This is a genomic window from Vibrio sp. HS-50-1, from assembly GCF_024747315.1.
Classification (GTDB): domain Bacteria; phylum Pseudomonadota; class Gammaproteobacteria; order Enterobacterales; family Vibrionaceae; genus Vibrio; species Vibrio diabolicus.
Window position 1 is genome coordinate 1 of the sequence record NZ_JAMPZF010000019.1, and the last position, 13,410, is coordinate 13,410.

A 13,410-nucleotide genomic window follows, 5' to 3' on the forward strand; every position below is an offset into this window, starting at 1 on the left:
CGGGCAGTCGTTGCCGCCATAAACTCTTTCTCTCTTTAAATTAATTATAAAACCAGGCCAACCTAGGGGGGGGGGCCTGGTTTTTGAGTTAAGAAAAACAAAAAATTAGGTTTTAAGTGAACTTACTCAAAACGTCTATGCTTAGCTTTCTTGCTACTGGCATAAAAATGCTCTCCGGCTTAGTTATCAACAAAGCTGTTTCTGTATTAATCGGGCCTTCCGGTCTGGCATTAATTGGCCAATTGCAGAATAGTCAAGGCTTGATCCGCGCTTTTGCGCAAGGGGGGATCAATTCAGGAGTAACTAAATATACTGCTGAATATGCAGACGATACAGACAATACAAAGGTGATTTGGAGCACTGCTCTTAAAATTACATTACTTTGTTCAATTATAACTAGCATACTAATGATGGCATTCTCTAGTGAAATGTCGAAGTATATTTTTGATACAGAAGAATATAGTTATGTTTTTTCTTTGTTTGCTATCACAATAACATTGTTTTCGCTAAATCAATTAGTACTATCCATACTAAATGGTTTGAAGGAAATTAGAACTTATATTTCCATAAATATTACACAAAGTATTGTTGGCTTAATTTTAACGCTAGTTCTGGTATATCTTTATGGATTGGATGGTGCTCTCATTGCATTGGTGACAAATCAATCTTTAGTAAGCTTTGTCTTATTAATTAAGTTAAGAAAGCACAAAAAAATTATAATAAAAAACTTCACGTCAAAGTTTGACAATAAAAGTAGTAGAAGGCTATTAAACTATACATTGATGACGCTTGCATCGACATTGGCAGTTCCAGTGTCTATGATATTCATTCGAAATTATGTAGGTGAAAATATATCTTGGGATGCCGCAGGCTATTGGCAAGCAATGAACTATATTTCTTCAACTTACTTATTAGTGATTACTACAGCCCTTGCTACTTATTATCTTCCAAGATTGTCTGAAATAAAATTAGAAAGTGAGTTGAAAAAAGAATTAAAGATAGGTTTCCTAGTAATATTCCCACTTGTTTCTATTATTTCAATTTTTGTTTATCTATTGAAAGACTTTATTATCTGGGCTCTTTTTACAAAAGACTTTTATCCTATGTTAGTGTTATTTAAGTGGCAGTTAATAGGTAACGTATTAAAAATGTCTTCATGGCTCATTTCATATTTGATGCTTTCTAAGTCAATGACGAAAGAGTTTGTTATCTCCGAAATAGTATTCTCTGCATCGTATACATTCTTGTGCTTTTATTTTGTGAACAATATGGGAATGGAGGGACTAAGCTTTGCTTACTTCCTAAACTACTTGATTTATTTCTTTATAATGATGTTTTGGATGAGTCGGATTGTCAGAACAAAATATAAATAGAACTAGGTATAAAATATGAAAAAGGTTTCTTTTGTTTTACTTGCTTACAACCAATCAGGTTTTATTGAGTCGGCTATAAGGTCTGCACTTGAACAAGATTATGAAAATATTGAATATATTTTTTCCGACGATTGTTCGAATGATGATACATTCGAAATTATTGAGAGAGTTTGTGCTCAATATCCACATAAAAACATCATTTTAAATAGAAATGAAAAAAATTCAGGCATTTCTCAACATGTAAATATTGCTTTGAGTAAGGCTACAGGAGAAATAATTGCTATCGCAGCGGGGGATGATTTGTCTTTACCATCAAGAGTCAGCCAAGCCGTAGAATGCTTTATTAGAAATGAACAAGTTTCGTTTTTATCTTTTAATGATGAGAAGATTGATGAGAGCGGAGAGAAGATTGGGCGCTTGAGCGATTTAGAGAGTGATCAGCGTTTTACGCTTGCAGACTACACTTCAGGCAAAAAAATCGTTACTAGTGGTGCATCAAGAGTGTTTAGACGAAGCATTATAGACTCATTTGATGCATTAGAGCCAACATGCCCTACGGAAGATACCCCCTTCTTGCTTAGAGGCTTATATTTGGGAGAGGGGATGATTATCAATCATCCTGGCATTTACTATCGAATTCATGATAGTTCATTATCGGCTCCCGCAAATTTAGTTAAAATGAAGCATGAAAGAATAAAAAAACAATATCTTCAAGATATGGAAAAAGCAATAAAGTTAGGCCTTATATCAGATACGGACACAAAGTTAGTGAATGAATGGATTGATTATATCAGTTTAGTAAAAGATAAAGCTGCAAGTAAAGGAATAGAAAAAATAGCCATATACTTTAAGCTGATAACGAATCGAGTTTTCTTAAACAAATTATTTCAGTGAAAATGACAGATAAGTTACTATTCCTATTCTATTGCTTACTACTAGTTGCAGTTTTTGCATTCTCGCCATTCTTTTCATTTTATTTGTCCGTTACTCTTCTTCTTATTCAGAGTTATAGCTTTAATGCTGAATTTAGGTCAATGCTAGTGAGTAGTGCGTTTGCGCTTCTAGGAATCATCGTAACAGCGATGAGTAATGAACACTTTGCTGTACGAGGCGATGACTTCACTACGTATTATAATAACTACTTGGAAATTTATAATGGTCATTACAGTGACGCAATATTTCAATTTTCAGGGGGGGGTGAGGTTGGTGTCCCATTATTGAACTTACTCATCTATAGTATTGTTGGAGAACCACTTCCCTATATATTTAAGTTGTTTCATATTGTTTTTATTCTTTCTTTATTAGTTGCGGTTTGCCTTAAAATTATCAACTATTATAATCTGAAGTCCAGAGATTTCTTCTTTATACTCGGTCTTTCCTTAATATTTTTCAAGCTTAACTATGTCTTTTTGATAATGAGGCAGGGGTATGCGAGTCTATTTATAGCATTAGCAATATTCTCTTTGGGGAAATTTAGGTATGTATTTCTGGTCATTGCATGTACATTTCATTTATCTAGTATAGCAATATTTCCATTGTCTATTTTTATAATTAAAAATAAAAGCTTCAATAAATTAAAATTGTTCATTCTTGCTAGTATATTTATGAGTGTTTTTATTTTGGTAAACGTAAAAATATTCACATCTATTAATTTTAATAATGTAATTTTGACAAAGCTTACATATGCTTTATCAGGGATGCTTGACTCTGGAATGATGTCTCAATCGATAATAACAAACATTAAAGGTCTTCTGTTCTTTTTGGTACCATTTGCAGTGTTGTTTGTTCGAAGAAAGCTAGATAAGACCTTCTACCCATTTTTAGCTATGACAGTCTTTGTTATGAGTACATCTTACCTACCAAGTCTATCTTTCCGTGTTACTATGCCTATCTATGCATTGTTAACTGGCTTTTTATACTTTAACTACTTGGGGCGAACTAAACTGTGTTTGGGGGTAGTTTTCCCTATACTCGTATTCAGTCTGTTCAACTCGACATATTTCTCCAAGTTAAACTATGAGAGATACGCAATGTTTGATACAAAGCCGTTTTACTTCATTCCGTCACTATTTGAAGACAGAGTTTTAAAGATAGATAGGTTCTCTTTACCTAAGATTTCAAATCAAGAAAATGAAAACAAATTATAAACAAGAGACAATAATGAAGAAAGTATTATTAGTTAACAGAGGTACTTGTAACAATTTGGGAGACCAAGCTATTAATGTTGCTTTTGAAAAATTTCTTAATAATGAAATTGGCTGTGATGTTGTGTGTGAAGACTATACTTCTAAGTCTCAAAATGTGAATACCATTAACGCTGGTCAAGATGTAAGTCCTTTAAAAGGATTTCTTAAAAAAATTCTTCCTCTCAACCTAATTTGGTTTTTTAGAAACTATAGTCGAATCAAGAAATGTATCGATAATAACTTACCTGACTTAATAGTCGTTGGCGGTGGACAGTTACTGCTTCATGGCAGATTCAGTGTTGCTGCTTTTACTTGGGTTTACCTTGCAAAGAAACTCAATAAGAAAATAGTTTTTTCTAATGTTGGCTATGGAGGGAATTATTCTTGGTTGGAAGGTAAGCTTATTAGTTGGGCTGTAAATCATGCAGATGGTATAAACTTCAGAGACAACAGGTCATCTAAGATGATAGATGATTTATATAGTGTTAAATCAGTGGTTTCTGGAGATGTCGTATTTACTGAAAAAACCTTAACATTTTGTCCTGAAAAACAGACTCTTATCGCCTTGGGTATTACAGCGCTCTCTGTATATAATATGTATAACTCCAAACTTGAACGGGATGAATATTACAATTTATGGTTGGAGTTTTTAAGGAAGAACAACATATCAATCTCCAATGTCGTGTTGACCTATACTACTCAAGAAGATAGCGTCGAATGTGAGCTTTTCAAAGAATATATAAAGAGAGTACATAATGTTGATCTTGATATTCTCTATAATAAAACTTTGGATGATTATAAGAGAAACTTAGAGTCGGTGTCTCTTGTTGTGTCTGGGCGTATGCATGGTTTGATTTTGGCTATAAATAGTGGCTGTAGAGTCATTACATTTCCTATTTCTAATAAACTTAAGTCTTTTGATGATATTATTATTTCCGAAGATCTTGTTGAATTTAGAGAACGAACTAAAAAAGAAACTAGAAAATTCATTAATAGTCATTTGTAATTATGTGAGGTTGATGTGAAATTAGGTATTTATGCCAACTGGAATATATTTCTCGCTGATGGTGGCTTTTATGTCGAAGGAATACATAAAAAGTATCTTGATCAGTTCGTTAAAAAAACAGAACAGGTTACATTGCTATGTTCCTCATCTAGGAATTCTGATATTCCAGAAAATTTTGAATTTGTTTCTACTCAGGACGTAAAACTAATACAGTTACCTGATTTTAATTCCTATTTAGGGGCCTTAAAAAAAAGCTATTCAATTTGGAATGGAATGAAAGAACTCCTTTCTGTTTCAGACTTTGTTTACTTAAGAACACCAGAACCATTTAGCTGGTTTGCAGCTGTACTGAAAAAAGATCAAGTTCTAAATTATCATTTTACTTCAAATCCTTTAGAGGTGCTTAGGGGTAGAATGAAAGATGATTTCATTAAAAATCTATTTAAAATATTAATTTTTTATCCAGAATATTTTCTTATTTCACTTAGTGCTTATTTTAATTTCTGCTCTGCTAATGGTAGCTCTGTACTAAAAAATGTTCCTTTTTTTATCAGAAAGAAAATTGATGTTTTGGTAGAAAGTAGTATTTTATCTACTGATGAATTCTCTTCACCTAACCTATTGCCCAATGAAAGCTTTAACTTTATTTGTGTTTCTCGTCTTCAAGAAGGTAAAGGTTTAGAGTTATTGATTGAGGCTTTCTCCGAATTAAAAAAGGAAAACGCAAGTAAGTCTTTTTCCTTGTCTATTGTTGGCAATGGTCCAACTTTAGAATCATTACTATGTTTGACTAAAAAATTGCATATTGAAGATGATGTTAAATTTCTAGGTTTTATTCCAAATGGTCCTAAACTTAACCAGGTGTATCAGGAGCATAACATTTTTGTAAATCCATCCATTTCCGAAACTGGACCTAGAACGTTAATTGAAGCCCTATATAACAATTTATATTGTATATCTACTGATGTTGGTTATGTCCGTGATGTGATCGATGGAAATGATTCGCTAGGGGTTTTAGTCGAGCCTAATTGTAAAAAAGCGCTGGAGGCTTCATTGAAGTCAGTGATTCAAAACTTCGACCTATCAGATATTAATAATACTAATAGACGAAACTTGATTGAAGGTTACACATTGGACTCATTTATTAGTAATGTTCTCAAGAAAGGCTAAGGGTTAAGTATGAAGAAAAGACTAAACTTTTTGTACAGTTGGTTTGTTTGGGGGGTGACTTTTTTCTTTCCTGATGCTCCTACTATAATGAGGTTCCGAGGGTGGTTATACTCTTTTTTCATGCCTAGTTGTGGTAAGAACTTTCAGGTTGCTTCTAGCGTCAGGATATTAGGCTTGGCGAATTTAAGTGTTGGAGAGAATGTCTTTCTAGCAACCGGCGTAGTTATAAATGCTCGCGAAAGAATAACTTTGCATGATGAAGTTCTAATAGGTATTAATACTTTGCTTGTTTCGTCAAACCATACTAAGAAGAACGGGTCTTACAGGTTCGGAAAACCGACAGGTTCCCCGATTATTATCGGCCAAGGAACTTGGATTGCTGGTAATGTTGTTATCGGTGCTGGAGCAACTATTCCCCATAGTAGCTTGATTGGAGCAAACTCATACGTTAACAAGAAGCTTACTGCAGTAGGTCTGTACGCAGGTAGTCCGGTTAGATTGATCAAAGAGGAACTCTAAATTGACTTTTATGGTTTCTATTATCATGCCAACTTACAACTCTGATCAAACAGTTGTAGAAAGCATTCAAAGTGTACTATCCCAAACATATAAAAACTGGGAGCTTATAATAGTAGATGACAGATCTACCGATAATACTTGGAAAGTCATTCAAACATACGCTGATAAGTACGACAATATTCATGCATATCAGAATAAAGAAAATCTAGGTGCAGGAGCGAGCCGAAATTTTGCGATAAAAAAAGCAAAAGGTCGCTTTATTGCATTTTTAGATTCTGATGACTTATGGATGGAAAACAAACTAGCAGAGCAGATCCCATTCATGCTTGAGAATAACTATCCACTCACATACACCCACTATAGCCGTTTTAATAATGAAGAAGAGCTAAGTGTTGTAACTGCACCCGAATATACAACGTATAAAAAACTTATCTACAGTAACGTTATCGGATGCCTAACTGCAGTTTATGACACACAGGCACTAGGTAAGCGCTATATGCCGCTTATTCGTAAACGTCAGGATATGGGATTGTGGTTAGATATACTGAAAGATACTCCCAAAGCTTACTGTCTACCTAAGCCATTAGCAAAGTATCGGATGGATAGTGGTATGACAGCTAACAAATTTAGCGTTTTGTCATATCAATGGAAGTTCTATAGAGACGTAGTAGGTTTGAGTTTGCCAAGAAGTCTATTTACATTTTCTGTCTATGCCGTTAAAGGTACGATGAAACACCGAACTAAGCGCAAGTCTTAGTCTCGCTAATCTTCGGTAGAACCTAGTAACACAAAATACGCATACAAAAAGAGCAGCTACCGTAAGGCGCTGCTCTTTTTTATACCTATGATCCGTTCGGTTGAATTCGCCGTTTTCTAGCGCCCCATCCCAAACAACACTGTTTTAATCGTAAGGAAAAGAATCTTCACTTCCATCATCCAGTTTTGGTGTTTGATGTAGTAGATATCGTATTTATGCTTCCAGATAGCGTCTTCTACCGATGCGCCATAAGGGTATTTTACTTGGGCTAGACCAGTTACCCCTGGTTTAACGGCGTGACGAAAGCGGTAGTAAGGAATGGCTTTTTCCAATTCAGAGATGAACACCTCGCGTTCTGGGCGTGGGCCAACCATCGACATCTCTCCCTTTAGTACATTGATTAACTGAGGGAGTTCATCTATGCGAGTTTTACGAATAAAACAGCCGACTTTCGTTACGCGAGCGTCGTTCTTGGTCGCCCATTGGGCACCGTTCTTTTCCGCATCGTTTCGCATCGAGCGAAACTTGATCACTTCAAACTCTTCATTATATTGGCCAGTACGACGCTGCTTAAAGAATACCGGACCTGGTGACTCAAGCTTAATGAGCAGTGCAGTAATAAGTCCTACTGGGATAGCAACCCACGACAGCATAAAAACAAACAAGAGATCGATGAAGCGCTTTTGCCAACTGTTCTTACGATTAGAGAGGATAGAAAAAGCTTTTTGGTGTAAGAAGTAACCGCTATGCAAGAGCTCAGTTTCAGTGTAGCCAAGTGAACGATCAAAGTAGCTCACTAAAGGCTCAACCCAAGCACCTAGTTCTGTCGCAGCTACAAGAAACGCTTGCTGCTCAGGGTTTAAATGTGAGCTTTTGAAGTGGCAAAGGGTTTTACTCTTGAAATCCCTAAGGGCATAGTTATTAACTTGTGCGTTAATCTCAGGATGTCTCTTAAGCACTTGAGCTATCTTTGCTTCGTCTTCTTTCGGACAGTAGATATAAAGGCAAGCGTCTGTTTCACTTGCGGATAACTCGTCCAATGCTGATGTTATGCTGATAGAATTATTTTTAGTTAATTCAGAAGCTTCTCGTTCTTGAAGCGTGTCGCTCATACTGTCTGTCATAGGAATGGAATAAGTTGTTTTCGACTAGCCAATTGCTTACAAGTCGGCGATTATAATTTAATTCGTATAGAAATTATATCCCTTAATCCAGAACATGCTTGTAACTTTGTTAATTTTCTTGAACCTGAGTCCTTACTTATGGCTTGTTTTTGAATCTTGACGTAACTATATCAATGAATTCGACAAACTATGTTTGCGATATATTATGTTGCCTCGAAATTAAATCATTATCTAATTCACTATATTACGCAGTTATATCCGAGGTTGATTAGTTTTTGATAAAGCGCTTTTTTCGAATCTTCCTCACCATGTATAAGGTGAACCTCTTTAGGAGGAGTAGGAATGGCAGTTACAAATTGTAGTAAGTCGTTCATATCGGCATGCGCAGAGTAGCCTGACATCGTATGAACTTGAGCTTTCACTTTCACGCGCTTACCTTCAATCAATAAACTTTCTTCTCCATCCTGGATACGCCGACCTAAAGTCCCTTCCGCTTGATAGCCAGCAAATAGAACATCATTTCTTTCATCAGACAGTAAAGCTTCCAAATAATTGACGACACGGCCACCTTCACACATTCCGGAGGCTGCAACCACGATAGCGGCTTCTGATGTACTTGCGAGACGGTTAACGAGCTGTAAATGGTCTGCGTGGCTTTCGATCGTAATGCATTGGTCAAACGCGAGCGGGTGTCGATGATGATCAAGTCGCTCTTTCGCTTCAGATCCCCAAAGTTTTTTAAAATGGCGATAGGTATTGGTCACCTTTTTAGCCAAAGGAGAGTCGAGAATAATAGGCAGTGAATCTTGCAAAGCGTGCTCATGTATAAGCTGCTCTATATCAAAGAGTAACTCTTGGGTTCTCCCGACACTAAAAGCTGGTATCACAATTACGCCACCATCCCTAAGTGCGTGCTCAATAATAGAAAGTAATCGCCTGCTGCGAGACTCTACATCCTCGTGAGTTTTATTGCCGTAAGTCGACTCGATAAACAGGTAGTCAGCTTTTTCCGGTGATAAGGGATCCGGTAGGAGAGGTGTGTTGCGAGGTCCCAAATCCCCGGAGAAAACAACAACCTCTTGGTTTGATAAATGAAATTCAACATATGCTGAGCCTAAAATGTGCCCAGCAGGTTGAAAGCGAAGAGAAGTACTCTCTTCTATTTCTACCCACACTGAGTAAGGACAAGGACGAATAAGCGCTCGAATAAAATCGAGCACTTTCTCTCTTTGATGACGCCGCATACCCAATTGGAGCTTTAAACCATCTTCTAACATAAGCGGCACGAGCTCAGCGGTGGCTTCCGTACAGTAGATAGGGCCCTTATAGCCAGCTGCTAATAGCCAAGGCAGCCTACCAATATGATCGATATGAGAATGGGTCAGCACTACCGCTTTGAGATGAGCGATAGAAAAATCGATATCCCAACTCTGCTGCTGAGCATGGTCTTGGCCTTGTAGCAAACCACAGTCGATCAGCACACTTCCATTTTGTAACACGAGCTCGTGACAAGAGCCAGTAACCGTATTTTTCCCACCGTGGTGCAGTACTTTCATAACAAAACGACGCTTTTACCTTTGCTAGCTTACGCTTGAGAGTATCTATTTTACACATAGCCAAACCTCCCTATTTGGCAGTGATTCGGTAAATCGCTCAGTAGGTATGGTAAGCAGGCAGATAGTGAATAAGTGAGCGTATTGTAGGCAAGCAAAATAGGAGAAAGAAAATGGCAAAACTGAAAGTTTAGAGAGACTTAGATATTCGTCATAAATTTGACTACGTTGCATTGCAACCGCTTGTGATGCAATTCATATTATTGCAACTATTTTCATTTAGGCTTTTGGAATCAGCGTCACTGGCTGTTTAGTGCTCGTTGGGTAAATGGGTGTCTGATAATTATATTTTTATAAAACACGCCACATTTATGACGGCATAAGTGTCAGAAAAAAGACATTTTTTTGTAAGCTTTTTACACGTTCTACTTTTAGTTGCAACGTGTTTACTATACAATTCGTCTCCTGTTTGGAAATGCAACCGTTCACATTACGTGCAAAAACTTGCTTCTAGGAGCCAGACCTAGGGGCGGTAGCGTGCCCAAATCACCGTTGAAGCCTCCTTCCTAATAAAAGAAAGAGGTCAAACTAAAGAATTTTCAATAATAATAAGCACCTAAGTGCATTTCTGGCAAGATTGATTTATAAAAAACGAGAACTATTACAAATTTATGTAATTCCCTTTTGTCAGAGGGATGCTCAAAGCTAACAAAGTGGCGAGCGAATGTTGGTTAGGCATAGGTTACAATTTAAATCTCCATTTCTCATACCTATCAAAACCAAGCACTAAGCGTGTAGAAGTAGTTAACTATCGACTCAAACCGTCAGTTAGCATATACAAGCTTTGTATTTGGCCTGCCTATAAAAAGCTGTGAACCCGTGACCGCCGTGAGCGAGTATCGGGGCGATTCAGTTACTTACATATTCAATATTAAAAATTAGCGTTTGCTGTGCGTTACAACCCATGTTGTCTAATGTGGTTTTGTCACGCCAAAAAATCACCTGCTTGTTCTTAGGTTCGGCTTATTCAGATATGAGCGAAAAAGAATCAGCAGTATCGGACCTGTGATGCAATGGAATCCGTAAAGGGAATCAGTCGGATGCGTTATAGATTTACTTCAAACTTATTTAATAACACAGTTGGCTATCATGAATAATGCATATTTATTTGTATTTATTTTGTCGTTCGTTCTACTTTTTGTTATGCGCAAGGTCGCTAAGCGCGTAGGTCTAGTAGATAAACCCAATGCAAGAAAGCTTCACCAAGGTGTGGTGCCACTTGTAGGAGGGATCTCCATTTTCTCTACCATACTGGTGGGGTTCCTTCTGTTCCTACCAATGAATGACAACCTATCACTCTACTTATCTTGTTCGGCTGTACTCATCGTGCTCGGCGCATTAGATGACTATTACGATGTAAGTTTCAAAATTCGCCTTATTATCCAAGCAGGAATATCCCTTGCGATGATTTACATCGGAGGCCACAGCTTACACGATTTAGGTTATCTAATGGGAAGCGAAACCATTGCCCTGAATGAAGTTACTGGCGCGGTGATCACCGTGATTGCGGTAATAGGCGCCATTAACGCATTTAATATGGTTGATGGTATAGACGGCTTGCTGGGCGGGTTAGCCTCGGTCACCTTTACAGCATTAGGTATTGTGTTTGCCTACAACGGAAACGAATACTTAGCCACGATCTGTTTAATGATCGTGACTGCGATGCTTCCTTACATCTTCCTGAACCTAGGTTTCCCACTAGGTCGTCGCTTTAAGATCTTCATGGGTGATGCAGGCAGTATGTTCATCGGCTTTACCGTGGTCTGGATGCTAATTCGTGGCACGCAAGAACCAGGAGCTGTAGCTTTCAAGCCAGTCACTGCTCTGTGGTTAATTGCCTTACCATTGATGGACATGGCAACCATTATGATTCGTCGCGTTCGTAAAGGTCAGTCACCATTCCAACCAGACAGAGAACATCTACACCATATTTGCCAACGTATTGGGCTTTCACCAGGTGCAACGTTAATTTTCATCTGTTCGATGGCATCGATTTGTGCTGCGGTAGGCTTATGGGCTGATTTTACTGATGTAAATGAGTCAACAATGTTCCTCTCTTTTCTTTTAACCTTTTTAATCTACTTTACTTGTATTAACTATATATGGAGAGTATCTGCTTTCTTTAAAAAAATCCTGAAGAAAAGTAAAGAACTCGTTGCTAGTGAAGTGTGACTTAATTTACTCAAGTATAAAATAAATTATGGTCGTAAAATTAAATAAAAGCATAAGTTTTAACTTGTTTTTTTCATATTTATTATGCGCTTTTAGTCTTATTCTTTTATGTTACAAACCGATAAGTCCAAGTATTAAATATCAGTTTGTATGTTTGGTGATAGTCATCCTGTCTGTATTAAACTATGCAGTTGCAAAATATAAACAAGGAATAGGTTGGTTCTCTTTCTCATCAATATTTATATTAGGATTTGTTATTGTCCATTTTCAGATAATATCTTTGCAAGTGTTTGGGTACCATTTGCCTCATTATTCTTATTACAAAGTTTGGGGAATGGACAGTATAGAAAATATATCGATAATATCATCACTTATTGCTATGCAGATGTTTATAATTGGAAGCTTTCATGGTTCAAAAATAAAAGTAATCAATAAAAACCTAATACGGACAGATTCAACGTTCTTCTTGCTTCTATTTACCTATGTGTTTTATGTTTTATTTTTTTTAACATCTGGTTCATATAAATATGGCGAGTATGCGGCAGGTGACTCACTGGCAGGATCTAATTATTTTTTAAAACTATTCAATATATTCTTAATTGCCTCTATTATATCAAACCTCTCCAAGATATCGAGATTAGAACGTCATGGGAGTCTCGTTGATTATTTAAACCTATTTAATAAACCATTACTTGCAATTCTATTTTGGCATTTGGCTTTTTCTCTTTTCGTAGGGGATAGAGGGGTAATAATAACATATGGAATATTAATTTTTTCTTTATATTTTTATAGATGGAAGAGATTAAAAATACATCAGGTTGTTATCTCTATTTTGGCTATATCTGTTTTCCTTTCTATTGTTGGGGAAGTTAGGCAATCAAGGTACTCGGGAGATAGTTATAGTGAAAGAATACAGCAATCCTTATTTGAGGAAAAAACACATAGCCGATGGTACGATCAAAATGTTCCTGGCGCATCATTTATTGAATTAGCGCAATCAGTTCGAACATTAAATCATGCAATATATAATGTACCAGACAACTATGATTACAAATATGGAATGTATCAATTAAAAAGGATTATAGCGGTAATTCCTGGTGCTTCTGGTATATTTAATCAAGTTATAAGTAATGGGGAATGGAAATATGATGATACCGCGAATTTTATTTCATTCTTAATTCAAGGAGAGAATCCTACATATGGTGATGGTACATCGATTACTGCAGATCTATATTTAGACTTTGGTTTTTTGGGGATGTATGTTGGGCTTCTTATTTTTGGTTTGATTATTGGTTGTAATGAGCCGAAGCTCATAAGTGGAAACCAAGACTACTTGAATTTAGGATGGATTGCTATCCTAGTTTTTTTGTCAAAGTCTCTTTACTTGTCAAGATCCTCTATATCATTGGAATACTCTACAATCATATTGGTTTGGTGTGCTCTATACATTAATTATCACATTTCGAATTCTTTTTCGAAAGTGAATTAAG

At 36.5% G+C, this 13,410-nt stretch carries 11 protein-coding genes; 9 read left to right on the forward strand and 2 right to left on the reverse strand.

The features are described from left to right. The first annotated feature begins 116 nt into the window (after positions 1–116). From NDJ01_RS08530 to NDJ01_RS08560, 7 genes are all read left to right on the forward strand, one after another. Positions 117–1,373, forward strand: coding sequence for an O-antigen translocase (locus NDJ01_RS08530; protein ID WP_258586570.1), 1,257 nt, complete (start codon positions 117–119; stop codon positions 1,371–1,373). A gap of 15 nt (positions 1,374–1,388) precedes the next feature. Further along, complete coding sequence (locus NDJ01_RS08535; protein ID WP_164666549.1) at positions 1,389–2,267, forward strand: glycosyltransferase; 879 nt, start codon at positions 1,389–1,391, stop codon at positions 2,265–2,267. Between the two features lie 146 nt (positions 2,268–2,413). Next, complete coding sequence (locus NDJ01_RS08540; protein WP_258586571.1) at positions 2,414–3,520, forward strand: EpsG family protein; 1,107 nt, start codon at positions 2,414–2,416, stop codon at positions 3,518–3,520. Positions 3,521–3,533: 13 nt separating this feature from the next. Next, positions 3,534–4,565: a polysaccharide pyruvyl transferase family protein gene (locus NDJ01_RS08545; RefSeq protein WP_258586572.1), complete on the forward strand. Its 1,032-nt coding sequence runs from the start codon at positions 3,534–3,536 to the stop codon at positions 4,563–4,565. Positions 4,566–4,580: 15 nt separating this feature from the next. After that, entirely contained in the window at positions 4,581–5,735 is a 1,155-nt protein-coding gene (locus NDJ01_RS08550; protein ID WP_258586573.1) for a glycosyltransferase family 4 protein, read from the forward strand. 9 nt (positions 5,736–5,744) lie between these two features. Next, positions 5,745–6,254 (forward strand): acyltransferase, encoded by a 510-nt coding sequence (locus tag NDJ01_RS08555; RefSeq protein ID WP_139059589.1) that lies wholly within the window; start codon positions 5,745–5,747, stop codon positions 6,252–6,254. Between the two features lie 10 nt (positions 6,255–6,264). After that, on the forward strand, positions 6,265–7,011 hold the full coding sequence (locus tag NDJ01_RS08560; protein ID WP_258586618.1) for a glycosyltransferase family 2 protein: 747 nt from the start codon (positions 6,265–6,267) through the stop codon (positions 7,009–7,011). A 116-nt stretch (positions 7,012–7,127) separates the two neighbouring features. Here the strand turns inward: NDJ01_RS08560 and NDJ01_RS08565 are convergent, their stop codons facing one another. Then, positions 7,128–8,135, reverse strand: a complete 1,008-nt coding sequence (locus NDJ01_RS08565; RefSeq protein ID WP_145533346.1) for a sugar transferase — start codon at positions 8,133–8,135, stop codon at positions 7,128–7,130. Between the two features lie 239 nt (positions 8,136–8,374). Further along, on the reverse strand, positions 8,375–9,691 hold the full coding sequence (locus NDJ01_RS08570) for an MBL fold metallo-hydrolase (protein WP_258586574.1): 1,317 nt from the start codon (positions 9,689–9,691) through the stop codon (positions 8,375–8,377). A gap of 1,146 nt (positions 9,692–10,837) precedes the next feature. Here NDJ01_RS08570 and wecA point away from each other — a divergent pair. Both wecA and NDJ01_RS08580 read left to right on the forward strand, forming a co-directional pair. Beyond that, positions 10,838–11,920, forward strand: coding sequence for a UDP-N-acetylglucosamine--undecaprenyl-phosphate N-acetylglucosaminephosphotransferase (wecA, locus tag NDJ01_RS08575; RefSeq protein WP_258586575.1), 1,083 nt, complete (start codon positions 10,838–10,840; stop codon positions 11,918–11,920). A gap of 28 nt (positions 11,921–11,948) precedes the next feature. Next, entirely contained in the window at positions 11,949–13,409 is a 1,461-nt protein-coding gene (locus NDJ01_RS08580) for an O-antigen polysaccharide polymerase Wzy family protein (protein ID WP_258586576.1), read from the forward strand. Position 13,410: the final 1 nt, after the last annotated feature.